This window comes from uncultured Senegalimassilia sp., assembly GCF_902464545.1.
Lineage (GTDB): Bacteria > Actinomycetota > Coriobacteriia > Coriobacteriales > Eggerthellaceae > Senegalimassilia.
In genome coordinates, this window is the sequence record NZ_CABQJR010000007.1 from 1 (window position 1) to 23978 (window position 23978).

The window sequence follows — 23978 nt, forward strand, 5'->3', positions numbered from 1 at the left end:
GGCGTTGCAAGATGGCCCGTTGGCCTGCGTGGGGCAGGCCAACGGGCCGTTGTCGGTTTCGGGGCGTTTTGCGGGGTGCGTCGGCGATAGCCGTCCTGTGTATTCGCGCTATTTGCTGAAAAGTGCAGTTTATGGCGATTTCTATTTGCGAAAAAGTGCAGAATTAGGCCGATGCTATTTCCCGATTCGTGCATTAGCGCTGGTAAAGCCGTTGGCAAGCGATAACTTTATTGCGAGTAAGGGGTGAAGCGCTTGGCGGTGTTAAGGGTGCCGCCGCCAAGTGCCGTCCCGTACTTTTGTGTTCAAGCGTCGCATGCATTCGCCGCCTTACCCCAGCAGGTTGGGCAGCAGGTAGAGCAGGGCCACCAGCGCGCAGCCGATGGCGGCTGCGGCGATCCAGATGTGGAACTCGCGGTCCATCTTGGCGCGCTCGGCGGGGGTGGGCTCGCTGGTGTCCTGCACGGCGTTCACGTCGATGGTGCGCGTGCCGTACACCTTCGCACACACTGCGTAGATGACAAGGCCCACCACGCAGTAGATCACGCCGGTGACCAGGGCGTCCGTGTCAAGCTGCGTCATCATGACCAGGTAGATGACGATGCTGATCACCGCGCCGGGCACCATGCCGCGCACCTTGAATGGGCGCTTTAAATCGGGCAGCTTGCGGCGCAGGCCCAGGCACGCCACCATGCCGATGGCGTAGTAGAACAGGTCGGCGAACAGGGAAAGCGACGCGATGTAATCCAGCGTCGACGTGGCCACCAGCGCCACCGTGAGCACGCCGAGCGTGATGACGGCCACATAGGGCGTGCGGTATTTCGGGTGCAGCTTGGCGAACGCGGCGGGCAGGCTGCCGTCGCGGGCCATGGTGAACAGGTAGCGCGGCGGCACCGCGATGGATGCGTTCAGGGTGGAGAAGTCGCCGCCGAACGCCACGCCCAGTGCCAGCAGCGCAAGCGGCAGGCCCAGGATGCCGGCGCTCATCATGGCCTCGGCGTAGGGCGCGGAGGATTCGGCCACGGCGGCAAGCCCGTCGGCGGGCACGATGCCCACGAGGAACCACTGGAACAGGGCGTTCACCACGAAGATGATGAACGGCGAGAGCATCATGGCGCGGGGGATGTTGATCTGCGGGTGGCGGATCTCCTCGCCCATGGCGCAGCACGTCTCGAACCCGGCGAAACACCACCAGATCATGGCCACGGCGGCGATGAACCCGCCGGCGCCCAGGTCGCCCATGAAGTCGGGCGCGGTCACGAAGTTCGGCAGCTGTACGTTGGGGATCATGGTGAGGAACCAGATGGCGGCCACGCCCCAGAAGAAGAACATGAAGCCGTTCTGCAGCTTGCCCGTCAGCTCCACGCCGCGCACGTTGGCGATGATGAATCCGATCAGCGCGATGATGGCGATGACCACGTCGTCGACGGGAAGCTCTATGCCGAACGCCAGGAAGATGGTCTTGAAGTAGTAGCTGAATGCCAGCGCCTCGCCGCCGGTGACGGCGATGAGCGACATGATGAAGTTCCATCCGGCAAGAAAGCCCGCGGGGCGGCCCAGGCCCAGCGACGCGTACTGGTACGTGCCGCCGGCGAAGGGTAGCGCCGCGCCCATCTCGCCGTACATGAGCGCCGGGTAGATGCTGATGAGCGCCGCAAGCGCGGTGGCCAGGACCACGAAAGGGCCCATCTCGCCGACGACGTTGCCGCCGGTGGTGAACAGGCCGACGCCGATGACGGTGCCGGCGGTGATGGTGATGGCCTCGCGCAGGCCGAGCGTGCGCTTGAGGCCGACGGCAGGCTCCTTCTGTGCGCCGCCTTCGTTCGGTTGGTTGCCCATGGGCCTTCCTTTCAGCGTGCCGACCGTGCTGGCAGGCCGGCGCGCTGTCGCATGCCCGATGCTTATCGGGCATGCGACAGCGCCATGCGGATACGATGAAATCACTTTATCACTCTACCGTACTAAAGCAATAGGGATTTTCGGGTGGCGAATGATTGAGGGCGAAGGGGTTTGCGGGCGAGAGGGCGCGGGACGGCAGGTGGGGCGGTGGCCTCGCGAGGGTGCTGAGGGCGCGCGGAGGAAGGCAGGGCTGCGTGCGCGAGGGTGGACGGAGCGAAGGGGGTGCGAAAGGCGCAAACGGGTGCGATTTTCCCGTTCGCGCCTTTTTTGCTCTCCGTCTCCGCCGCTTGCTCCGGCGTTTGCCGTTGTCGCGGCCCGCGCGGCTATTTCGCCAGCTTGGCCACCGCCTGCTCCAGGCGATCGCAGGCTTGTTCGATCAGGGTTTTCGGGCTTGCCAGGTTCATGCGCACGAACCCGCTGCCCTTGGGGCCGAACATGGTGCCCAGGTCAAGCCACAGCTTCGCGTCCTGCTCCACCAGGCGTTTGATGCCGGCGTCGTCCAGGCCCAGGCCCCTGCAATCCAGCCACGGTAGGTACGTGCTCTCAAGCGGCACCAGGCTCATGCCCGGCATGCGGTCGACGGCAGCCTGCAGCACCGCGTAGTTTTCGTCCAGCACCTTCTTCAGCTCGTCGAGCCATTCCCCGCCGCGCTCGTAGCACGCCTGGGTCGCCGTGATGCCGAGCACGCTCGGCTCGTCGTAGCCCGTGCGGTTGCGGGCGCGCTTGAACGCCGCGCGCAGGTCGGGGTCGGGGATGAAGATGTTGGACAGCTGCAGGCCCGCCAGGTTGAACGTCTTGCTGGGCGCCGTGCACACCACGGCGTGGCGCGCGTAGCGCTCGCCGAGCGAGGCGTACGGCACGTGCTTGAAGCCGGGGCGCGCGAAGTCGGCGTGGATCTCGTCGGCCACGACCGTGACGCCGTGGCGCAGGCAGATGTCGCCGATGCGGCGCAGCTCGTCGACGGTCCAGGCGCGGCCGACGGGGTTGTGCGGGTTGCACAGGATGAACAGCTTCGCGCCCGTCTTCTCCAGCTGGTGTTCGAAGCCCTCGTAGTCCATGGTGTAGCGCCCGTCCTGGTAAAGCAGCGGGCTTGTGGCCATTTTGCGGCCGTTGTCCTGGATCATCAGGCGGAAGGGGTAGTACACGGGCGGTTGGATGATCACGTGGTCGCCCGGCTGCGTGAATGCGTTGACGGCTACCGCCAGGGCGAACACCACGCCCGGCGTCATGACGAGCCACTCGCGCTCGGGGCGCCAGCCGTGACGGCGCTCGAACCAGCTTTGCACCGCTTCGCAATACCCGTCCGTGGCCATGGTGTAGCCGAACACGCCGTGCTGCACGCGCTCGGTGAGCGCCTCGATGGCGGCAGGCGCCGTTTTGAAGTCCATGTCGGCCACCCAAAGCGGCAGGTCGTCGGGGGCGTGGCCGCGGCGGCTCCACGCGTCCCATTTCAGACACCCGGTGTCGCGGCGGTCGATGATGGTCTTGAAATCGTACTTGGTCATTTCCTTCTCCGTTCCGCTTCCCGTCCTGTGCTACGCGAGCGCCTGGTCAAGGTCGGCCAGCAGGTCCTCCACGTCCTCGATGCCCACCGACAGGCGCAGCAGGCGGTCGTCGATGCCCAGCTTGTCCAGCATGGGCTTGGGGATGGCGCCGTGGGTTTGCACGAGCGGGTAGGTGATCAGGCTTTCCGTGCCGCCCAGGCTTTCGGCGAACAGGATGAGCCTTGTGCGCTCGAGCGCATCGATCGCGCGCCGATGCGTGTCGGTCTTGAACGATATCATGGCGCCGAAGCCCGCGGTCTGGCGCTTCGACAGCGCGTAGTCGGGATGGTCGGGGTCGCCCACGTAGAACACGTCCGTGACGTGCGGGTTCGCCTTCAGCGCCTTGCAGATGCGCTTGGCGTTGGCCTCCTGCTGGCGCAGGCGCACGCCCAGCGTCTTCAGGCTGCGCAGCATCAGCCAACTGTCGAAGGGGCTGAGCTGGTTGCCCTCGCTCATGGTGGCGTTGAACAGCGGCTCGAGCAGGCTGTCGTCGCGCAGCACCAGAAAGCCCGACAGCACGTCGTTGTGGCCGCACAGGTACTTCGTCCCGCTGTACACCACCACGTCAGCGCCCAGTTCGAAGGGCTTTTGGAAGTACATGGTGAGGAAGGTATTGTCCACGGCAAGCACCGCGCCGCGGCTGTGCGCCAGGTCGGCGAGCGCCTGGATGTCGGCCACCTTCATGGTGGGGTTGGTGGGCGTTTCCAGGAACACCAGGCGGGTGCTGGGCGTGAACGCCGCCTCGGCGGCTTCGAGATCGGTCAGGTCGACGTAGCCGAATTCTAGCCCGTATTGCGTGTAGATGTTGCTGAACAGGCGGTAGGTGCCGCCGTACAGGTCGTCGCTGACGAGCACGCGGTCGCCTGAGCGCAGCAGCTTCAGCAGCGTGGCGATGGCCGCCATGCCGCTCGAGAACGCCATGCACTTCTTCCCGCCTTCCAGAAGCGCGATGGTGTTCTCAAGCTCCAGGCGCGTGGGGTTGCCGCAACGCGAATAACAGTAGCCGGTCGATTCGCCCCAGGCGGGGTGCGCGAACGTGGCCGACTGGTACAGCGGATAGCTGATGGACCCGGTGCGCGCGTCGATGCCCTCGTATCCGCGCACGGCGATGGAGTCGGCGTGCCAATCGGCATGTTTTGCCTGGTCGATGCCGAGCAGGCCGTCGATCTCCTGCGCCATGGCCTCGAAGCTTGAGTCGTTCATGAAGCGGCGTCCCTTTCTTCGCTGTCGTGATGGCGGTAAGCCATACTATATTTCTAGGGTTTATTTCCAGGTGGACAGTTTACCGGAGAATGCGGTGTAGTGCGCGTGAAACCAGATAGCCTGGATATCCGAATTTCCGAACGATGGTTATCGGGGATAGGCGGCGGGTGAGGCGCGCGAGCTGGGGCCCGGACGGCGAAACGCGATTCGTTCGCGCTGCGCGTCCTTCGCCATGCGGTCCGCTGTGTGACGGGTTTGTGTCTTATCCCTCGGGTTCGCCGACGGAAATTTCGAAACCCAAAGCTAAGTAGTATGATTTGGCGCCGTAGAACGATAGGTGTTACGAAACAGGCTCCTTGCCGATGCCCGAAGCGATCCTTCGGCCATCGGCAAGGAACCCGCAACCAAGAACGATGAATCCGCTCGTCGGCTGCACGCTAACCGCATTGTTGTTAGCCGTGCATGCCCTCGTGCGGATTTTTTTGTTCCGGTTGCAGGCGGAAGCAGAAGGGGAAGATATGTCACAAGCAGGCGAAACCGCGTCGAGCGGGCAGGTGGGCGAAGGCGTCGACCGCGCCGCGCAGCTCATGCATCGCATGGACGCCACGCAACCGACGGCGACGTTCAAGAAGGTGATGGCGCTGACTTCGGCCGGCGTGTTCGTGGACGCCATGGACGTTTACCTGGCGGGCGGCGTGAAGAGCACGCTGGCCGAAACCGGGTTCGCCACCAACGAGCAGACCGCGGCGTTTCTATCGGCGGGCTTTCTGGGCCTGTTCATCGGCTCGTTGATCGCCGGCCTGATCGGCGACAAGCTCGGGCGCCGCAAGGCGTTCCAGTTCAACCTGCTGCTGTTCGGCTTCGCCACCATCTTAGGCGCGCTTTCCCCGAACATGACGTTCATGATAGCCATGCGCTTCTTCGTGGGCCTTGGCCTGGGGTCGGAGCTGGTGACCAGCTTCAGCATGATCAACGAGTTCGCGCCGGTCGCGCGCCGCGGCCGTTGGTGCGCCATCGGCTCGACCATTGCCAACTGCGGCTCGCCCATCGGCATGTTCCTGTGCCTGTTCTTCATCACCATATGGAGCCCGCTTGGGCAGGAATCGTGGCGTCTGGTGTTCGCGGTCATCGGCGTTGCGGCCATCATCGTGTGCATCGCGCGCCAGGCGATGCCGGAAAGCCCGCGCTGGCTCATCCAGCACGGCCGCTTCGACGAGGCGGAGCGCATCATCTCCCGTATCGAGCGCGAGATGGCGGATTCCGGCATCTCGCCCGCTGAACAGGTGGTATTCGAGAAGAGTGCCATGGATTCCGATGCGCATCTGGCGCGCAACCTGTTCCTGGGCATCGTGGTGGTCATCGGCACGTCGCTGACGCAGTACACCTACACCACGTTCGGCCCGTCCATCCTGAAGAACATCGGCCTGGCCACGCAAACCTCGCTGCTTTCCACCACCATCACCATGCTCGCGGCGCCGCTCGGAGCGCTCATCGGCGCGCTGCTCATCGAGAAGCTCGGCCGTCGCGTCGAGGTTTCCGGCGCGTTCATCTGGGTTGCGGTGTTCGCGTTCGCCTACGCCATGGCGCTCAACGCCGGTTCGACGGCGCTCATCACCGTGCTGGGCTTTTTGATGACCATTGGCTTCTATGTGCTGAACGCGTCGGTGATCAGCGTGTACGTGGGCGAGCTGTTCTCCACCAGGTACCGCTTCCGCGGCGCGGGCATCTCGCAGGGCGCCGGCAAGGCGGTCAACGTGGTCATGCCGTTCGCCGTCACGTGGATTTTGGCGAACCTGCAGCCCAACGTCATCTACTTCGGCATCGTGGCCATCGCGCTGGTGGCGGCCGCGGTCACGCTGGCGATCGGCCCTGAGACCAAGTCGCGTCGCTTGGGATAGCGGATCGGCGAGTGGGCATCGCTTGATGCTATTCCAATTCGACTCGTAGTCTTTTGCGATAGGTGCGTGGCGTCGTGCCGTAGGCACGCTTGAATGCGTCAGTGAACGCTCCCTGGTTGCGGTAGCCCGCGCTTTTGGCGATTTCGCTGATTTTGCGGCTTTCATCAAGGAGAAGGCGTCGTCCGTGCTCCAGGCGCCGTGCGCGGATGTAGCTTTGCGGGGTGTCCCCCTGCACATTGCGAAACGCCGATATCATCTTCCCCTCGCTTACATGGGCGATGTCGCACAACGTTTTCGTGCTGAGATCGGATGATAAGTTGTCGTCGATGTAGGAGCAGAGGCACTCGACGCAGTCCCTGTCGCTTATGTTCGCGGCATCGGCTGACGCGACCCTTTCGGGAATGCTGCTTGCCAGCAGCGCGAAGCATTCAATCACCTTGGCGTGATAATACGAATCGGCGACCGATGCGGCGGGGTAGGTGATGTCGAGCCCTCGAAGCGCCGAGGGCAAGCCGGGCACGCCCTCCGACGTGGTGAGCCGTCCGATGGCGCGGTGCAGTTTCTTCTCATCGCAGTGCAAGGCATCCGCATAGCGGTGTATCGCTTCAGGGGCTATGGTGATCGACGCCGATGACAGCCGCTTGTCGGGCTCGAACGAGCTTATGTAGGGGCCGCCATCCCAGTCATGTCCCATGAGCATGCAGTTGGATGCGGCGCACTCGGGCGAGCAATACATGGGCATCGCATGTTCATAGAGGCCGAATCCCAGATAGGGAACAGTTTCCATAGCCGATTCCACGGCGCGTCTGTACGTGATGTCCATCGACACGACGATGGTGTCACCGTCCATGAGATAGAACCAGTAGGAGCCCCTGCCGTATTGGGGGTCGACGAACCATGTCTCGCCGATGCTTCGCACCAGGTCGGCCCGTCCGAATCCGCGCGCGAGCGCTTCCTTCGCGCATACGGTGTGCAGCTGCGAAAGCTGTGTGACGAACATGTCGTAAAGCGGGTTTCCCTGTCCTGCGGCGTAGCTTCCGTTTGATTTTTCGGCAGAACTTGAATTCTTTTCGGCGTAGTTTTCCATCTTCCCGTTCCGTCTTTCGCATTGCCTTATTGAACGGTATTTTACCGTAAAGAGTTACATATAGCTAACTAGCAGGAAGAAGGACGGTAATCGCATGGCTCTTTCGATGGGCGCGCCTTTGCCCTTGAACGCGGTAGTGCAGACGCAGCCTTCGACGTCTGCCAACGCCGCACCGCGCCATCTTGACCCGCGTACGTCGCTTGCGGTTCTGGCGGCGATCAACGTGCAGATGGCGCTTGCGCAAAGCCTGTTCGCCGAGATGGGCGTTTTGGTGCTTACCGTTGTCGTGATGGCGTATTGCCGTCGCTTCTCCGCAATCGTGCGCTGGCTTGCCTTCTATGCGCTGTTCGCCGTGACGGCGCAGCTGTTCGTGGCGAGCGGGAACACCCTGCTTTCGCCCTTTGCGGCGTCGCTTCTCATGTACCGCCATGTTTTGCCCGCCTTCATGTTCGCTTTCAACATGATCGCAACCACGCGTCTCGGCGAGCTCGCTTGCGCACTGCAGGCGATGCGCGTTCCCGCGAACGTGTCGGTTGGCGTGTGCGTGGCGTTTCGTTTCCTTCCCACCATGGGACGCGAATTCTCCGCTGTCGCCGATGCTATGAAGACGCGCGGTATCGCGCTCACGCCGAGGTCGGTCGTGCGCCATCCTGCGAAGACCGCCGAACATTTCCTTGTGCCCGTGATCGCGCGTTTGGGCCAGATCGCCGACGAACTGGGGAATGCGGTCGTCGTTCGCGGCGTGGGGGCGAGTGCGCACCGCACCTCGTATTACCACTTAAGGGTGCGCGCTATCGATGTTGCGTGTCTCATCGCTGCGATGGTGCTCCTTGCGCTTTCCGTTTGCTTTAGAGCGGGGGTGCTCTGATGATGGAAAATGCCGCCGCGGCGAAGGCTTCGCCCTATGCTATCGAGCTCGATGGATGCACGTTTTGCTACAAAGGCGCATCCCGTCCATCGCTTCGTGACGTTTCGCTGAAGATCCCTCGCGGTCAATGCGTTGTTGTGACCGGGCAGTCAGGATGTGGCAAGACAACGCTTACGCGCCTCGTTAATGCGCTTATTCCTCTTATGTACGAGGGGGACCTTCAAGGCGAGGTGCTTGTTGCGGGAAAACCCGTTTCCGCATGGACGATGGGCGAGCTTTCCGCGCATGTCGGGTCGGTGTTCCAGAACCCGCGTAGCCAGTTCGTCAATCTCGACGTGACCTCGGAAATCGCCTTCGGATGCGAGAACTTCGGAATCGATCGCGAGGAAATGGTCGAACGTGTGGCGCAGGCAGCGGCAACGCTCGGTGTCGAGGGCCTGCTCGGGCGCGGCACCGAGGCGCTTTCCGGCGGGCAGAAGCAGTCGGTTATCCTGGCATCGGCCTATGCGGTGCATCCTGACATCTTCGTGCTTGATGAGCCGACCGCGTCGCTCGATGTGCACGCGATGCGGAATCTTGCGCGCACGGTTGCGCTTCTGAAGAGTCAGGGGAAGACCGTGCTTATCTCCGAGCATCGCCTGTGGTGGCTTGACGGCATCGCAGACCGCTATGTGGTTATAAGCGATGGTTCGGTTATAGGAGACTGGGCGGCGGCAGAGTTCCTTGCTATGCCGTTTGAAACGAGAACAGATATGGGGCTGCGCGCCGCCTCTCTTGCTGAAATCGACTCCGTTGTGGCGGTGTCGCCCTTGGGCGACGCGGTCGCATCGAATGCCTCCAGATCACCTTCTTGCGGGAAACCCGTCGTACGTATGAGCGGCGTAGTTGCTGGCTACCGCGGTGCGTCTGCGGTCTTGAACGGTCTCGATTTCTGCCTCCTTCCAGGTAGCGTCGTCGGTATTGTGGGGCACAACGGGGCTGGGAAAACGACGTTTGCCCGGTGCATGGCCGGCCTTCTCAAGGAAAAGGCGGGGGTGATCGAGGTCGACGACGTGCCGCTTCGCGCAAGGAAACGGGCGGGGCGCGTGTACCTGGTTATGCAAGAACCGGGATACCAGTTGTTCAGCAGCACCGTCGACGATGAGCTTGCAAGCGCGTGCTCTTCGGATGGCGCGGAAGACAGCCTAGGTAATAAGGACCGGATTGCAGCAATAAAGGCTGCGCTTGCTCTCGAAGGTCTTGCCGACAGGCACCCGCTCTCCCTTTCAGGCGGGGAGCGCCAACGGCTTTCCATCGCTGCCGGCTTGCTTTCGAGTGCCCGCGCGATGATTCTCGACGAGCCTACGAGTGGCTTGGATTATCGCAACATGCGTCGAATAGATGCCCAGATCGCGCGCATGCGCGATGCGGGAATCGCCGTCTGCGTCGTCTCGCACGACTATGAGTTCCTCTGCTCGGCATGCGATGAGATAGCCCTGGTCGAAGACGGGCGCATCGCCGAGCGCTTCCCCTTAAACAAGGCAACGCTTCCGAAGTTGAAGCTCAATTTCGGGTTTGCAGAAATACGGTAACAAGAGAAAGGTTTCACAATGACAAGCAAAGCAACAATCGGTTCTGCCGCCAAGGAACGTAATGGCTTGAGCCCGAAAGACTTCGTCTTCATCGCCGTGTTCGGCATCCTTTTGTTCCTGGTGTTCATGGTGTTCTCGATTATCTTTAGCGCGAATGCCAACCTGTGCTGGTTTACTCACACGGTAGGCGCGTTGTTCGCCGGTACCGTGTTCATGTACCTGGCCTATCGCGTCCCGAAGCGTGGCGCGATCGCCATCATGGGCATCATCGTTGGTGCGGTCGGACTTCTGATGGGCATGTTCTGGAGCGGTCCTGTCGGCATTGTCGTGGGCGGTATTGTGGCAGACCTTATCGCAGGCGATCCGCAGAAGCGCACCAAGACCAAGCTTATCTGTGCCTTTGCCGCGTTCACGTTCTGCTTCTGGCTGGGGCAGATCTCTCTCATCCTTATGATGGGCGAGGCTTATGCCGAGATGTGCGTTCAAGCCGGCATGACCCTCGAGTACGGCCAAACGCTTGTTAACTCGATTCTAAGCCCAATGGGCGTCGTTACCGGCGCTGCCACCATCGCTGGCGGCCTCATCGGCGGCTTCATCGGTACCAAGGTGTTCTCGAAGCACTTTGCCAAGCTTGGCATGTAGATTAACGGCCGGGAGGTAAATATGGCAATGACCAGGGAAGACGGTACTCTAACGGCAGGAGTAGGAAAGGACGTGGGGAAAGAAGGTCCTGCCAAGAAGAAAAACGCGATTCTCGAGCTGTTGGGGTTTGCTGGCAAGCGGCGGGTCTTGGCGTATGTAGGATGCGGCCTTTCGGTGCTGAACGCCGTGCTCACCGTGATGCCGCTTGTTTGCGTATGGTTCGTGGTTCGCGACTTGGTTTCGGTGTACCCGAACTGGGCAGAAGCATCATCTGCCGCGATGTGGGCTGTGCTTGCTGTGGTTTTCGCCGTGTTGGGCATCATCGTGTATTTTGGCGCGCTCATGGCCTCGCATCTTGCGGCCTTCCGTATTGCGGCAAATATGCGCAAAGCGATGGTTCGCCACGTGGCGCGGATCCCGATCGGGTATTTCAGCGCGCACTCGTCAGGGGAGATGCGGCGCGTGATCGATGGGTGCGCGGGTCAGACTGAAGACCTCATCGCCCACAAGCTGCCCGATTTCGTTGGTTCTTTCGCCACCCCGGTGATCTTCTTCGTCGTGGCGTTCCTGTTCGACTGGAGGATGGGCCTTCTATGCCTTGTCCCCATCGCCGTTTCCTTTGCTGCGATGTGGTGGATGATGGGCCGCGAGGACGCGAAGGGCGGCCGCCATTTCATGGAGCTGTACCAGGCGGCTCTCATGCGCATGAGCGCTGCGGCAACCGAATACGTACGAGGCATACCCGTGGTAAAGGTATTCCAGCAGACGGTGCTTTCGTTCAGGGCGTTCCACGAGGCGATCATCGGCTATCGCGACATGGCGACGAACTATACCGAGTATTGCCGACGACCCCAAGTCGTGCAGTTGGTTGCGATCAACTCGACTTTCGCGGTGCTCGTACCTGCGGGTATTGCGCTTGCAGCCGTCTCACCTGATTTCCCAGCGTTCCTGATTGACTTCCTGTTCTATGCGTTCTTCTCGGCGATGACGACGACGATGATGTCGAAGGTCATGTATTCGTCGGAGGCCGTCATGATCGCCGAAGACGCGCTGCGGCGGATGAGCACGATCATGGAAGTCGCTCCCATCGACGAGGTGGAGTCTGCCAAAGCTCTCCATCCGAAGGAGGCGAGCATCGAGCTTGCGGGCGTCAGCTTCTCGTATCCGGGGTCCAGGGAACCGGCGCTTTGCAACGTGTCGCTTTCCGTTCCCGCCGGGGCGACGGTGGCTCTTGTCGGGCCGTCGGGCGGAGGCAAGTCGACGCTCGCGTCGCTCGTCCCGCGCTTTTGGGACGCAGATGAGGGTGTCGTTCTTGTGGGCGGGGCGGATGTGCGACGCATTCCTGCCGAGGAACTGATGGGTGCCGTTTCTTTCGTGTTCCAAGACGATCGACTGTTCAAGCAAAGCTTGGCTGATAACGTGCGTGCGGGCCGCCCTGATGCGAGCGATGCCGAGGTGCTCGCGGCTCTTCATGCGGCCCAGTGCGATGACATCATTGCCAAATTCCCCGATGGCGCGAACACCGTAGTAGGAAAAGCTGGCGTGTATCTTTCCGGGGGAGAGCGTCAGCGTATCGCGCTTGCGCGTGCCATATTGAAGGGAGCCCCAATTGTGGTTCTCGACGAGGCGACGGCGTTTGCCGACCCCGAAAATGAGGCACTGATCCAAGCTGCTCTTGCAACGCTTTGCGAAGACAAGACGGTGCTTATGATCGCACACCGTCTGTCAACCGTTGTGAATGCGGATCGCATCTTCGTCATCGACCGTGGTTCTGTCGCGGAACAGGGTACCCATGAAGAACTCGTCGCGCAAGGTGGACTGTATGCGCGCATGTGGCGAGACTACCGAACGAGCGCGACGTGGAGGATTGAAGGGGGTGACAGCCATGTGGCGTAGGATTCAAGATGCTTTTGCCTTGACCGATCAAGGCATGAAGGATTTTATGCGCGGTGCTGGGTTCTGTGCGTTGGCGAACCTGATGCTGATGCTGCCCATCGTGGTGCTGTACTTCGTCGCAAGCGATTTCATAAGGTACTTGGACAACCCTTCAGTTGGCCTGCCAGGCATGGCGCTCTACGCAGCGGGCATTGTGGCGGCACTTGTTGTGATGTTCGTCACGCAGATGTGGGAATATCGCGCGACGTACACGGTGGTCTACCAAGAAAGCGCCCGCAAGCGTATCGCCATAGCGGAGCGTTTGCGCCTGCTTCCGCTCTCGTTTTTCGGAAGGCGCGATTTGTCCGATTTGACGAGCGTTATCATGAAGGACTGCTCCGATCAGGAGCGCCTGTTCTCGCACACTATGCCGCAGATTTTCGGCATGGGCGCTTCGACGCTGGTATTCGCCGCTATGATGTTCGCGTTCGACTGGAGGTTGGCGGCATCTGCCCTCTGGCCCATTCCCGTGGCGCTCGCGGCGTTGCTTCTGACTGCGCGCATCCAGAAGTCGCATACCGCGAAGAAGAATGCGGCGTCCCTTTCGTTTGCCGATGGTCTGCAGGAATACCTTGAATGCCATCGTGAGATACGCTCTCTCAACAAGGTGGGCGCATTTCAGGATGAGCTTGATTGCCGCATCGATCGTTTCGAGAGAGAGAAGATCGATGCCGAGCTGGCTATGGGTGTGGCGGTATGCTCTGCCCAAGGCTTTCTGCGTCTGGGAATCGCATCCGTCATCGTGGTGGGGACGATGCTGCTCGTGACGGGACAAGTCGACTTTCTCGTGTTCTTTGTATACCTGTTGGCGGTGACGAGGGTATACGATCCCATCAACGTTGTTTTGCAGGCTGTAGCCGAGCTGATGGACATGAGTTTAAGTCTGGAGCGCATGCGCGCCATCGAGAACGAGCCGGTCCAGACGGGCAGCACCTCGTTCGAGCCTCAGGGCTATGACGTGGTCTTCGAAGACGTGGGCTTCGCATACGCCGACGGCGAGGACGTCTTGAGCAGCGTATCGTTCAAGGCGCGGGAAGGGCAGGTGACAGCGCTTGTGGGCGCGTCCGGTTCGGGCAAGAGCACGGCTGTCAAGCTCGCTTCGCGTTTTTGGGACGTAAGCTCTGGCGCGATCTTTGTGGGCGGCGTTGACGTCTCTACTGTCGATCCGGAAACGCTGCTTTCTGCATTCTCCGAGGTGTTCCAGGACGTGGTGCTCTTTGACGACACCGTGCGTGAGAACATTCGCCTCGGGAAGAAGGATGCTACGAACGAGGAGGTTCTCGCTGCGGCGAGGGCGGCGCGCTGCGACGAGTTCGTGGAGCGTTTGCCCAACGGCTACGACACGACGATCGGGGAAAACGGCAGCAGGCTTTCCGGTGGTGAACGCCAGCGCATCTCGATTGCGCGCGCCCTGCTGAAAGACGCTCCGATCGTGCTGCTCGATGAAGCAACGGCCTCACTTGACGTGGAAAACGAGACATACGTGCAAGCTGCTCTTTCTGAACTGCTTCAAGGCAAGACGGTCCTCGTTATCGCACATCGCATGCGTACGGTTGACAATGCCGACAAAATTGTGGTGCTCGAAGGCGGTTGCGTGGTGGAGCAGGGAAGCCCGGCAGAGCTGCGTGAGAAGCCCGATGGTAGATACCGCCGCATGTTGGAGTTGCAGCGCGAAAGCGAGGCGTGGGTGCTCTAACGCAAAGGCGATGCCAGGCGGGGCAGACGAGTGTGTGCCGAAGCTCCGCCTGGCATATCTGCGAACCAGTGGCACGGAGGAACCTTTGATAGCGATATGTTTTGCCTCTTGAAACCACGAGAGCCGACCGTACGTGAACTGCGCCCCAAAACTTGGACGGCCTAAATAAGAACTACGCAGCAAGGGACTGATTCCGGAACTCCTCCGGGGTCAGTCCCTTGCGGCGTTGTTCTGCGCGATGCTGTCAGGTTGCCCGTTTCTGCGAGGTTTGCCCCTGTGCCCGATCAGGCTTTGATCTGCGTTTTGCGGCAGCAGACGGGCGCGTTTGGGCGTAGGTGAGCCGAATGTGCGACGCATGGCGCATGGTGCCTGGTCGTGGCGTTTGCGAGGGGCTTGCACGCCGGGTTTGTGCCGGCGGTTTCCCGCGTGTGCGCGGGCTCAGTGGGCGCCCCCGGCGGCTCTCGCCGTTTCGAGCACGAGGTTGCGGGCGGCGTCGTCGGGGCCGATGACGGTTACCTTGCCCCAGTGCGGCTCGAAGCGTTTGCGCGCCTCGTCGAGCAGCGTCTCACGCACCACGGCTATGGCATGGGGAAACTGCGGCGTGGGGCCGGCATCGAGGATGGCCAGCGCGTTGGTCAGGCCGCATCCGCGCAGAAGCTCGAGGCGGCCCAGCTCGTCCACCACGAGCATCGCATGCGGGGCGAGTTTGGTTTCGTTGGCGGCCTGTTTCGCCAGCATGGCAAAATGGGCGTTGACCTGCGCTATTGCGGTGTCGGAGATGGCCCAGCCCAGCTTCGCCGCCTTCGCTTGCGTCCCTTCCGCGAATGCCTTGCCCCCGGCCGCAAGGTCGCGGCGGCGGGCGAACTCGATGCGTTCGCCCTGCGGCAGCAGCACGTTGTCAATGCCCAGCTTCTCGAAGCGCCCGGCCCCGTCGAAGCCGTGCTTGCCGCCGGGCTGGCCTTCGGGCCGCGGCACCCATTGCCCGGGTGCCACCACGCCTGCCACGCACGTGCCTGCTGCTTGCAGGCTGGCGCACAGGTCCTCCAGCCATCTGGTTTTCCCGATCTGCACGTCGCCGGTGAGTAGAAACAGCACGCTGACCCCTTCTTTCGTTCTTGTGATGCGTTACATCATAGGCAAGCGGCAATAATACTGATAAAAGAATAGCCGTAAACTGGCATTTCGATGTCATTAAGGAAGGGGTGTTATGACGGAGCGGCAGGAACAGGTGGGTTTGCGGGAGTCGGCGACGATCGCGTTTCCGGGCACGGAAGTGCCGGGGACCGCGTGGGATTTGTACAACCAAATGATCGCGGGTATTCCCGAGGGCGTGCCGGTGCGCGATTACTGCTTAGGGCTGAACTGGTCCTATGTCGATGCGGATTGCGGCATGGGCGTGGCGTTCACCGTGCGCGGAGGCGGGAAGCGCACGTATAAGATGGATTTGCGCGGCATGGAGCTGCGTCAGGTGGCCGAGCTTTCGAAGTCCTGGTGCTTCCAGGAGGCCACGCTGGGCATCGTGAGCCTGAAGGCGGAATAGCGGGTCGGCGTTACCCCTGATAAACGTTGTGAAATTCGAAAAAACGAACGCTTGTATTGACAGTACAGGCGTTCGCTTTTATACTGGTTGCAATGAGCCAGTGCGAATGCTCGGCGGTCTGCCGTGCCCAAGCTGGCGAAGGGTCCCGCCTTCGCCCATACCACGTTCGCAAGATCCTCTTCATCACGGGAAGGCGGCGTGCGCCGCCTGGGAAGGGGACGGGTATGCCCGAGCTCAGCAGGTTTTACGGGATCGTCGTGAGAATGTATTTCGACGACGATCAGCAACACTCATTGCCTCATATCCATGTGTACTACGGTAGTATGGACGCATCGTATTCGTTGCAGGGAAAGCTGCTTGGCGGTAAGATTCCGCCAAAGCAAGAGAAACTGCTTCTGGCCTGGATAGCCCTTCACGAACAAGAATTGCAAGAGAACTGGTATCTGGCCAATAGCACCGGCGAATGCTATCGCATTCCGCCTTTGAGATAGGGGATTCGCCATGAAATGGGTTTGCGGTTTAAAGATTCTGTCTGTCGAACCTACCGAAAAGGGCACCCTTGTCATGAAGTGGTCCGATGGCACGACACGCGTATTCGATCCTATGCCGCGATTGCAGGGCGAGTTCATGGGAAGGTTGAGGGACTTCGGGTATTTCAAGAAAGTTCGCATCACAGAATTCGGCGATGCGGTCGAATGGCCTGCTGGCCAGGATTTCGCGCCTGAGTCGCTTTATGAGAACTCGGCGTTGTTGAGCGCCGGCGAGTAGAGGGCCTCCTTCGGAGAGCGGTTCTTCTTCGCAGGGGCGTTTGCTTGTGCAATCGCGATACGATTTGCATTGGACACACGAGCGTTCGATTTGCTGCTGCAGCAAGTCAAATGCATTAGATTCTGCATGCTTTGTAAAGGAACTGCCCTATGGCTGATATTCATACGTTCGAAGGCGAGGACATCGTTGAGACGCTGGCCGCGCAAGCTGAAGGCCACGAGCCCGGCGAGCTGGGCGCGCTTGCCTACCATCTATACGACACAAACCCGGAGCTTACCGAGGAGGAGGCGTTCGAGGCGTTCACCAATTGGGTTGCTGACCGCGGCATCGAGCTGTGGCCCCACCAGGAGGAAGCGCTCATGTCGCTTATGGTGGGCGATCACGTCATTTTGGGCACGCCCACGGGTAGCGGCAAAAGCCTGGTCGCACTGGGTATGCACTTCATGGCCATGTGCTTCGGGGAGACCTCGTACTATACGGCGCCTATCAAAGCGCTGGTCAGTGAGAAGTTCTTTAACCTGGTTGAGCTACTCGGCCGCGACAACGTGGGCATGATCACGGGCGATGTCCATATCAACACCGAGGCGCCCGTCATCTGCTGCACCGAGGAGATCTTGGCGAACCAGGCGCTGCGCGAAGGGCCGGATGCCCTCGTCCACAGCGTTGCCATGGACGAGTTCCATTTCTTCAGCGATACCGACCGCGGCTGGGCATGGCAGGTGCCGCTGCTCACGCTGCCGAAGACGCAGTTCTTGCTCATGAGCGCCACGTTGGGCGACGTCACGCAGATCGCCGATCTGCTGCGTCGCCAAACCACGCGCGATGTCTCGAACGTCACCGACGCCCCGCGTCCGGTGCCGCTATCGTACGAATACGCGCTCACCCCGCTCGAGGGAACGGTCGAGCTTGCGCTGCGCAAGGACGAGGGCCCGCTGTACGTCGTCCATTTCTCGCAGGATGCGGCGCTCACCAGCGCGCAGAACCTGGCAAGCTACGGCGTGGCAACCAAGGAGCAGCGTGAGGCGGTCAAGGAGGCCATGAAGGGCGCGCAGTTCTCCACGGCGTTCGGCAAAACGCTGAAGCGCCTGCTGGGCTGCGGCGTGGGCGTGCACCATGCCGGCATGCTGCCGCGTTACCGTCTGCTGGTGGAAAAGCTTGCGCAGCAGGGCCTGCTGCCCGTCATCTGCGGCACCGATACGCTGGGCGTCGGCATCAACGTGCCCATCCATACCGTGGTGCTCACGCAGCTCACCAAGTTCGACGGTCGCAAGATGCGCCGTCTGCGCAGCCGCGAGTTCCATCAAATCGCCGGTCGCGCAGGCCGCTCGGGCTTCGATACCGAGGGCGTGGTCATTGCCGAGGCTCCAGAGCACGAGATTGAGAACCACAAGGCCGAGGTGAAGGCCGCCGGCGACCCGAAGAAGCTCAAGAAGATCAAGAAGAAGCGCCCGCCCGAGAACTTCGTGAACTGGAACGAGGACACGTTCAACAAGCTCATCGAATCGGTTCCCGAGCAGCTGACGCCGCGTATGCGCATTACACATTCCATGGTGTTGGCCGAAGTGGAACAAGGCGGCAACGCTCGTGCCCGCGTCGACCAGCTTATCGAGGATTCGCTGCAGCCGGCGGAGGAGAAGGTCAGACTGCACGTGCGCGCCGCCGAGGTACTGCAAACGCTCATCGATGCCGACGTGGTGGTGCGTGAGGTGGACGAGAACGGCGAGGATGTGTACTCGGTCACCATGGACCTGCCGGAGGACTTCGCGCTCGATCAGCCGCTGTCGCCGTTTTTGCTGGCGGCGCTCGAGCTGCTCGACCCCGAAAGCCCCGAGTATGCGTTCGACCTGGTATCCATGGTCGAGGCAACTTTGGAAGACCCGCGGCAGGTGCTGCGCGCGCAGGAGCGCAAGGCGCGCGATGCCGCCATGGCGGAGATGAAGATGGACGGCGTGGACTACGACGAGCGTTTGGAGCGCATCGCCGATGTCACGTATCCCAAGCCGCTGGAGGACCTGCTGGATGCGGCGTTCTCGAAGTACTGTGATGCGGTGCCGTGGGCGCGCGATTACTATCTGCGCCCGAAGTCGGTGCTGCGCGACATGCTGGAAAGCGCGGCGGACTTCAAGGGGTACATCCAGAAGCTCGGTATCATGCGCTACGAGGGTATTTTGCTGCGCTACCTGTCCGAGGCGTTCCGCGGCCTTGACCGCACCATCCCCGAGGATAAGCGCACCGAGCAGCTGAAGGACATCATCGCTTGGCTGGGCTTGATCGTGCGCAGCGTCGATAGCAGCTTGGTGGACGAATGGGAGAACGCCGGAGCGGTGCTGGACGCCGCCCCGCCCGACGCCGCCGGCGTCGAAGCGGTTGTGCGTGACCGACGCGGGCTCACTGTGCTCGTGCGCAACGCCCTGTTCAGCCGCGTTCGCATGGCGGCTCATCGCGATGCGGCGGGGCTTGGCGAGGCTGATGGCGATTGGGGCTTCGGCGAACGTGCCTGGATGCAGGCCTTGGACGAGTACTACGAGGCGCATGAGGAGATTCTACTGGACGCCGATGCGCGCTCGAAGGCCTATCTCATGTTCGACGAGGCGGATGAGGAAGAGCTGCACGTGTGGCACGTGCGTCAGATCTTCCATGACGAGGCGGGCGATAACGATTTTGTCATCGTTGCCGATGTGGACCTGGATGCCACGCAGGAAGGCGACGGCGTGGTGTTCGCGAACTATCGCGTGGGCTTTGCCGACGAGCTGCTCGACGAGCTCTAGCCGGTTCGCCGGCTATATGCTTGCCGTCGTCGCTGCTGTGTATGTGGGCGAGCGGCGGGTTTCGAGCGCTCATCGGCGGCGATTTGCCGCTGCCAGACCCGCTAAGCGCCGGTAGCAACGAATTGGCACCGTTTGCGTGGCAAATCGATGCGGCTTCCTAGAGGCGTGCTAGGCTTATGGCGCGGGACCCCAATCCGGTCTCGCGTCATAAGCAAGTTAAACATACGCGCGGATCGGAGGTCGGATATGACTATCAAGAACGTTGTCGTCGCTGGTGGTGGAGTGCTGGGAAGCCAGATTGCGTATCAGGCGGCATACAAGGGCTTTAACGTTACGGTGTGGTTGCGCAGCGAAGGGTCCGTCGAGCGCGCGAAGCCGAAGTTCGAGCAGCTGCGTCAAACCTATCTGGTAACGCTTGAGGCGATGAAGAGCGACTCTGCGGCGTATTGCCGTGGTTTGGCCGACACGCCCGAGCTTTCCGTTGACGAAATCGAGCAGTTTAAGCAGCGCGCGCAACAGGCGTTCGAGAGCATCGTATTCACCACCAGCTATGAGGATGCGGCAAAGGATGCCGACCTGGTGATCGAGGCTATTGCGGAGGATCCCAAGCAAAAGGATGCGTTCTATGCGGAGCTGGCAAAGTATCTGCCGGAAAGCACCATCCTCGTCACCAACTCCTCCACGCTGCTGCCTAGCCAGATCGCGGCATCCACGGGTCGCCCCGAGAAGTTCTTGGCGCTGCATTTCGCCAATCGCATCTGGCGCAACAACACTGCCGAGGTCATGGGGCATCCCGGAACCGATCAGGCTGCTTACGACGAGGTGGTTCGCTTCGCCGCTGATCTGGGCATGGTTCCGTTGCAGCTGCACAAGGAGCAGCCCGGCTATATTCTGAACAGCATGCTCGTGCCGTTCCTGAACGCTGCTGAGGCGCTGTATGCAACCGGTGTCGCCGATCCGGAGACCATCGACAAAACGTGGATGCTGGGCACGGGAGCGCCTTTGGGCCCGTTCCGTATCCTGGATATCGTGGGCCTTACCACGGCGTACAACATCGTGGTGCTCGACCCGCGCACGAAAGACCCTGATTCCGTTCCCGCGAAGATCGCGGCAGCGCTCAAGGAGCGCATCGACGCAGGCAAAACGGGCGTTGACGCGGGCGAAGGGTTCTATCGCTACAACTAGGCTTCTGGGACTTGCGCGAGGTCGTCTTCAGCTACAGCTAAGCTTGTGAGGCTGCTTCTTTATGAGGTTGCTTCCTGCGACAACTAGGTTTGTGAAGGTCGTTTCTTTGCGGGCTCGCCTCCTGCTACGGATAGGCTTGCGAAGCTGTTCGCCGTATAGACGGGCGTTGCAATCGGCATTCATGGGGGACTCGAGAAAAACCGGCGAACTTTTCTCGAGTCCCTTATATGGGACACTAAAAACATCGAGACGGCGTACCATGCGAAGCATCAGCTAAGAAACGCGCAGGTAAGGAGCCTGAAATGTTCGCCAAGAAGCACACGTCCATGTTCGGAGCATTTGCAATCGATTCGAAAGCGTCCCGTGGCCGCCATGCGCGTGTGGAGGGGCGTGTGCAGTCCGCACGCCGCGCATTCGGGAGTTCGGCCGGGCGGGTTCAGTCCTTTGCGGGCCACCGCGCCCCACAGCCCGCACGTTGCGCAATCGAGGGGCAGGTGGAGCAGGTTCGATCGTTTGCAGACCAGCGCGCCTCGCAGCCCATCTGCTTTGATGAAGGCGAGTTTCTAATCGATGGGTACGGTGCATACGCGCCGTACGATCAGGCAACCGAGCGGTATGCCGCTGAGGATCTTCTGCTGGGCGAGGACTCGGACGAAGCGGTAGACGATGAGCCGTCGTACGAGAAGGCTTCCTCCTCGCAACTCGAGGACATGTTCCAGGAGTTTTTCCGCATGGGCGCTGCCGTTGCCATCGGCGAGCTGTACGACGAGGGCATGCTGGGCGACAAGAACGCTGTGGCGTATGATGTGCGCGATTATTTGGAAAGCTTCGGCATCGCCAGCTTCGACGAGGTTTGCAAACTGGGCATAACCGGTCCGTACCTTGAGGACTTCAAGCGGATTTTCGCCGCAAACGCCAGTTTCCCGCCAGCAGCATAGGGTTGCCTGCGTGACCATCACTCACTCACTCAAATCGCCTATCATATGCAGATGCGCAATGTGCGCGAAGGAAGCTGCGTGAGGGGTCTGTATGGCGAAGGAAGTCAGCAAAGAGCGTTTGTTGGCGCTGTTGAAGATCATGTTCGAGAACACCGACGACGAGCAAGGGCTGACGCTCGAGCAGATCATCGAGGAGCTGGAGGCAGCGGGCGTATCCGCGGAGCGCAAGGCCCTGTATCGCGATTTCGAGGCGCTGAACAACGCAGGCGTTGAGATTCAGCGGCAACACGTCAAACCCGTGCGCTACTTCCTTGCCAAGCGCCCGTTCACCAAATCAGAGCTGCTGCTGCTTATCGACGCGGTGCAGGGAAGCCGCTTCATCACGGCGCGGCAATCGACCTCGCTCGTTCGCTCCATCAAAAGCCTGGGTTCGAAGCACCAGGTGAAAGGCCTGGAAAAACACGTGCATGTAGGCGGGCGCGTGAAAAGCCAGAACGATAGCGTGTTCCGCAACGTCGACGTCATCCAAGAGGCCATCGCCGCCAAGCGCATGCTGTCGTTCAAATACACCGGCTACGATTGCTCCGCTCGGGTGCAGTTGCGCCACGGTGGCCAGCCGTACACCCAAACGCCGGTGCAGCTGATGTACTCCGACGGCTTCTACTACCTGGTCTGCTACAGCGAGAAGTACGACGACTTCGCCAACTACCGCGTCGACCGCATGTGCGACATTCGCGTGACGCAGCAGCGCGCTACGCGAAACGCCCGCATTGCCACGTTCGACGCGGACGAGTACGACCGGCGCGTGTTCGGCATGTTCTCTGGCAGCTCGGTGCGCGCGGTTTTGCGCGTGAGGGAAAGCGCCATGAACGCCGTGATCGATCGCTTCGGGAAGGACGCGCGCGTGAGCGACATGGGCGACGGCACCGCCCGCGTAAGCGTGGCCGCCATGGCGACGCCGGTGTTCTTCGGCTGGATATCCCAGTTCGCCGGCCAGATCACGGTTGAGTCGCCGTCAAGCTTGCGACAAGGGTATGCCGGCTACCTGCATAAGCTCCTGCAGGACTACGAATAGCGGCATCGCGTTCGTCCCGTTCCCTTCTGCGCACAGCGGCTTCGGGCCATCCTCGTTGATTCTCTGCTATGGTGGAAGGGTATATCTCGAAGGGAACCACATGGACCTACGCAATCTTGACCCCTCATACGACGAAGCGCGCGACAGCCAGCAACGCGGCGGCTTGTCGTTGGATATCGGCGCGCGGTTTTACAACGACGGGCTTGCCTCCGATGACAAGCGGTGCTTCGAGGCGGCGCGACAGTTCTATGAGAAAAGCCTGAGCTTTGGCAATCCTCAAGCCGCGGTGAACCTTGGCTACATCTACGAATACGGTCGTTTGGGCGAGGAGGATGCTGAGCAGGCACTGGAGCTGTTCGAGCAGGCGGCGTTTTGCGAACATCCGGAGGCGCTGTACAAGCTCGGCGACATGCTGTATTGGCGTAATATCGACGTTGCGGATGAATCGGCTGCAGATATCCAGGCGTTTGCGCTGTACGGCAAGGCGCATCGGCTTGCCCAGGGCCGCAACGAGCCCGATTGGCTGGGAAGCTCGGCCTTTAGGCTCGGGGGTTGTTTCGAATACGGGCGCGGCTGTGCACGGGATTATGCGCTGGCGCAGGCGTATTACGTGCAGGCTGCGGCGAATTTCGAGGCAGCTCTTGACGATGGGTTCGACTATTACCGCGGCAACCTGGAGAAATGCCACCGCGCATTGCAGCGCCTTGGCGAGCGTTCCGACTCGTACGCGCAATGGAAGCCGCTGCCCTCGGGTGCGAAGTTCGATGTCGACGGCATTTTTCGCATCGATGGCGACTCGCTGGTCCCGGCGGGGTGTTACCGAGCCCGTTCGGGCGAGCAGCTTATCGTGGGCCAGCACGATGTGGATGAGGGCATGCGCGTGGACCGGCGTTTCGAGGTTTTGCGTTGCGCGCGCATGGTGGAGTTCAACCTGGCGATGCGCGGCTCTGTGGAGAATCGCAGCACTGTGCGCATCACGTTCGATGAGCTGGGCGCAGCGCTCGAGCAGGAGCTGGGCGTGATGGGGCAGCGCGAGTTTTTGCAGCTGGACCCTGAGGACGCCGCCGCATTGCGCGGGCAGCTGCTCGGCTTCGAGCTTGCCTCATGGGAGGAGGCCTATCAGCCGTATACCGCTCAGGACGATAGCTTGGAGTGGAGCGTCGAGGTGCTCAGCGATGTGCAGGGCTTTTCCAGCAAAGGTTCCGGCGCGTGGCCGTATTACCTGCCGTTTCTGTTCGAGGAGCTGCAGCGTTTCGGCGTGGCGAACATGTGGGTTCGTGGGCATTAACGCCGGAAGCGTCCGATTTCGGCGCACGGCGGCGTCGGACGTGCCCGGTGGCGCTACAATGACCAGGTTGCATATT

General features: G+C 61.2%; 20 protein-coding genes. 15 read left to right on the forward strand and 5 right to left on the reverse strand.

The window, feature by feature from the left end:
* The coding region (locus RDW26_RS03125) for a hypothetical protein (RefSeq protein ID WP_307982483.1) at nucleotides 1-247 on the forward strand (247 nt) is incomplete at its 5' end.
* Nucleotides 248-327: 80 nt separating this feature from the next.
* Here the strand turns inward: RDW26_RS03125 and RDW26_RS03130 are convergent.
* The 3 genes from RDW26_RS03130 to RDW26_RS03140 all read right to left on the reverse strand — a co-directional run bounded on the left by RDW26_RS03130 (nucleotide 328) and on the right by RDW26_RS03140 (nucleotide 4643).
* The gene (locus RDW26_RS03130; RefSeq protein ID WP_307982484.1) at nucleotides 328-1836 is read right to left on the reverse strand and encodes an amino acid permease; all 1509 of its coding nucleotides are present in this window, start codon (nucleotides 1834-1836) and stop codon (nucleotides 328-330) included.
* Between the two features lie 383 nt (nucleotides 1837-2219).
* Entirely contained in the window at nucleotides 2220-3401 is a 1182-nt protein-coding gene (locus RDW26_RS03135) for a MalY/PatB family protein (RefSeq protein WP_307982485.1), read from the reverse strand.
* A gap of 30 nt (nucleotides 3402-3431) precedes the next feature.
* Entirely contained in the window at nucleotides 3432-4643 is a 1212-nt protein-coding gene (locus RDW26_RS03140; RefSeq protein ID WP_307982486.1) for a PLP-dependent aspartate aminotransferase family protein, read from the reverse strand.
* A gap of 518 nt (nucleotides 4644-5161) precedes the next feature.
* On the opposite strand from RDW26_RS03140, the gene RDW26_RS03145 reads away from it, so the two are divergent.
* Nucleotides 5162-6541, forward strand: a complete 1380-nt coding sequence (locus RDW26_RS03145; RefSeq protein ID WP_307982487.1) for an MFS transporter — start codon at nucleotides 5162-5164, stop codon at nucleotides 6539-6541.
* Nucleotides 6542-6569: 28 nt separating this feature from the next.
* Here the strand turns inward: RDW26_RS03145 and RDW26_RS03150 are convergent, their stop codons facing one another.
* On the reverse strand, nucleotides 6570-7628 hold the full coding sequence (locus tag RDW26_RS03150) for an AraC family transcriptional regulator (protein ID WP_307982488.1): 1059 nt from the start codon (nucleotides 7626-7628) through the stop codon (nucleotides 6570-6572).
* 94 nt (nucleotides 7629-7722) lie between these two features.
* Here RDW26_RS03150 and RDW26_RS03155 point away from each other — a divergent pair, with 94 nt between their 5' ends.
* The 5 genes from RDW26_RS03155 to RDW26_RS03175 all read left to right on the forward strand — a co-directional run bounded on the left by RDW26_RS03155 (nucleotide 7723) and on the right by RDW26_RS03175 (nucleotide 14340).
* Entirely contained in the window at nucleotides 7723-8496 is a 774-nt protein-coding gene (locus RDW26_RS03155) for an energy-coupling factor transporter transmembrane component T (RefSeq protein ID WP_307982489.1), read from the forward strand.
* Nucleotides 8497-8498: 2 nt separating this feature from the next.
* Nucleotides 8499-10067 (forward strand): ABC transporter ATP-binding protein, encoded by a 1569-nt coding sequence (locus tag RDW26_RS03160; RefSeq protein WP_307982528.1) that lies wholly within the window; start codon nucleotides 8499-8501, stop codon nucleotides 10065-10067.
* An 18-nt stretch (nucleotides 10068-10085) separates the two neighbouring features.
* A complete protein-coding gene (locus RDW26_RS03165) occupies nucleotides 10086-10709 on the forward strand; it encodes an MptD family putative ECF transporter S component (protein WP_307982490.1) in 624 nt (207 codons plus the stop codon).
* A 72-nt stretch (nucleotides 10710-10781) separates the two neighbouring features.
* Nucleotides 10782-12605 (forward strand): ABC transporter ATP-binding protein, encoded by a 1824-nt coding sequence (locus RDW26_RS03170; protein WP_307982491.1) that lies wholly within the window; start codon nucleotides 10782-10784, stop codon nucleotides 12603-12605.
* Nucleotides 12595-14340, forward strand: coding sequence for an ABC transporter ATP-binding protein (locus RDW26_RS03175; protein WP_374110307.1), 1746 nt, complete (start codon nucleotides 12595-12597; stop codon nucleotides 14338-14340). Before RDW26_RS03170 ends, RDW26_RS03175 begins: the two co-directional genes overlap by 11 nt.
* Nucleotides 14341-14778: 438 nt before the next feature.
* Here the strand turns inward: RDW26_RS03175 and RDW26_RS03180 are convergent, their stop codons facing one another.
* The gene (locus RDW26_RS03180) at nucleotides 14779-15435 is read right to left on the reverse strand and encodes a hypothetical protein (protein WP_307982493.1); all 657 of its coding nucleotides are present in this window, start codon (nucleotides 15433-15435) and stop codon (nucleotides 14779-14781) included.
* A 112-nt stretch (nucleotides 15436-15547) separates the two neighbouring features.
* Between RDW26_RS03180 and RDW26_RS03185 the strand changes: the two genes are divergently transcribed.
* From RDW26_RS03185 to RDW26_RS03220, 8 genes are all read left to right on the forward strand, one after another.
* Entirely contained in the window at nucleotides 15548-15880 is a 333-nt protein-coding gene (locus tag RDW26_RS03185) for a DUF4213 domain-containing protein (RefSeq protein ID WP_307982494.1), read from the forward strand.
* 224 nt (nucleotides 15881-16104) lie between these two features.
* Nucleotides 16105-16371 (forward strand): DUF4160 domain-containing protein, encoded by a 267-nt coding sequence (locus tag RDW26_RS03190; protein ID WP_307982495.1) that lies wholly within the window; start codon nucleotides 16105-16107, stop codon nucleotides 16369-16371.
* Between the two features lie 10 nt (nucleotides 16372-16381).
* Nucleotides 16382-16648, forward strand: coding sequence for a DUF2442 domain-containing protein (locus RDW26_RS03195; protein ID WP_307982496.1), 267 nt, complete (start codon nucleotides 16382-16384; stop codon nucleotides 16646-16648).
* Nucleotides 16649-16797: 149 nt separating this feature from the next.
* The gene (locus tag RDW26_RS03200; RefSeq protein ID WP_307982497.1) at nucleotides 16798-19416 is read left to right on the forward strand and encodes a DUF3516 domain-containing protein; all 2619 of its coding nucleotides are present in this window, start codon (nucleotides 16798-16800) and stop codon (nucleotides 19414-19416) included.
* A gap of 246 nt (nucleotides 19417-19662) precedes the next feature.
* A complete protein-coding gene (locus RDW26_RS03205) occupies nucleotides 19663-20601 on the forward strand; it encodes a 3-hydroxyacyl-CoA dehydrogenase (protein ID WP_307982498.1) in 939 nt (312 codons plus the stop codon).
* A 302-nt stretch (nucleotides 20602-20903) separates the two neighbouring features.
* Entirely contained in the window at nucleotides 20904-21539 is a 636-nt protein-coding gene (locus tag RDW26_RS03210; protein ID WP_307982499.1) for a hypothetical protein, read from the forward strand.
* Nucleotides 21540-21630: 91 nt separating this feature from the next.
* Nucleotides 21631-22614 (forward strand): YafY family protein, encoded by a 984-nt coding sequence (locus RDW26_RS03215; RefSeq protein WP_298629475.1) that lies wholly within the window; start codon nucleotides 21631-21633, stop codon nucleotides 22612-22614.
* A gap of 100 nt (nucleotides 22615-22714) precedes the next feature.
* A complete protein-coding gene (locus RDW26_RS03220; protein WP_298629473.1) occupies nucleotides 22715-23902 on the forward strand; it encodes a tetratricopeptide repeat protein in 1188 nt (395 codons plus the stop codon).
* Nucleotides 23903-23978 lie beyond the last annotated feature (76 nt).

Excerpts from the sequence above, each read along its gene's own strand:
- RDW26_RS03130 (WP_307982484.1), bottom strand. The coding sequence starts at position 1,836 with ATGGGCAACCAACCGAACGAAGGCGGCGCACAGAAGGAGCCTGCCGTC.
- RDW26_RS03135 (WP_307982485.1), bottom strand. The coding sequence starts at position 3,401 with ATGACCAAGTACGATTTCAAGACCATCATCGACCGCCGCGACACCGGG.
- RDW26_RS03140 (WP_307982486.1), bottom strand. The coding sequence starts at position 4,643 with ATGAACGACTCAAGCTTCGAGGCCATGGCGCAGGAGATCGACGGCCTG.
- RDW26_RS03145 (WP_307982487.1), top strand. The coding sequence starts at position 5,162 with ATGTCACAAGCAGGCGAAACCGCGTCGAGCGGGCAGGTGGGCGAAGGC.
- RDW26_RS03150 (WP_307982488.1), bottom strand. The coding sequence starts at position 7,628 with ATGGAAAACTACGCCGAAAAGAATTCAAGTTCTGCCGAAAAATCAAAC.
- RDW26_RS03155 (WP_307982489.1), top strand. The coding sequence starts at position 7,723 with ATGGCTCTTTCGATGGGCGCGCCTTTGCCCTTGAACGCGGTAGTGCAG.
- RDW26_RS03160 (WP_307982528.1), top strand. The coding sequence starts at position 8,499 with ATGGAAAATGCCGCCGCGGCGAAGGCTTCGCCCTATGCTATCGAGCTC.
- RDW26_RS03165 (WP_307982490.1), top strand. The coding sequence starts at position 10,086 with ATGACAAGCAAAGCAACAATCGGTTCTGCCGCCAAGGAACGTAATGGC.
- RDW26_RS03175 (WP_374110307.1), top strand. The coding sequence starts at position 12,595 with ATGTGGCGTAGGATTCAAGATGCTTTTGCCTTGACCGATCAAGGCATG.
- RDW26_RS03185 (WP_307982494.1), top strand. The coding sequence starts at position 15,548 with ATGACGGAGCGGCAGGAACAGGTGGGTTTGCGGGAGTCGGCGACGATC.
- RDW26_RS03190 (WP_307982495.1), top strand. The coding sequence starts at position 16,105 with ATGCCCGAGCTCAGCAGGTTTTACGGGATCGTCGTGAGAATGTATTTC.
- RDW26_RS03195 (WP_307982496.1), top strand. The coding sequence starts at position 16,382 with ATGAAATGGGTTTGCGGTTTAAAGATTCTGTCTGTCGAACCTACCGAA.
- RDW26_RS03200 (WP_307982497.1), top strand. The coding sequence starts at position 16,798 with ATGGCTGATATTCATACGTTCGAAGGCGAGGACATCGTTGAGACGCTG.
- RDW26_RS03205 (WP_307982498.1), top strand. The coding sequence starts at position 19,663 with ATGACTATCAAGAACGTTGTCGTCGCTGGTGGTGGAGTGCTGGGAAGC.
- RDW26_RS03210 (WP_307982499.1), top strand. The coding sequence starts at position 20,904 with ATGTTCGCCAAGAAGCACACGTCCATGTTCGGAGCATTTGCAATCGAT.
- RDW26_RS03215 (WP_298629475.1), top strand. The coding sequence starts at position 21,631 with ATGGCGAAGGAAGTCAGCAAAGAGCGTTTGTTGGCGCTGTTGAAGATC.
- RDW26_RS03220 (WP_298629473.1), top strand. The coding sequence starts at position 22,715 with ATGGACCTACGCAATCTTGACCCCTCATACGACGAAGCGCGCGACAGC.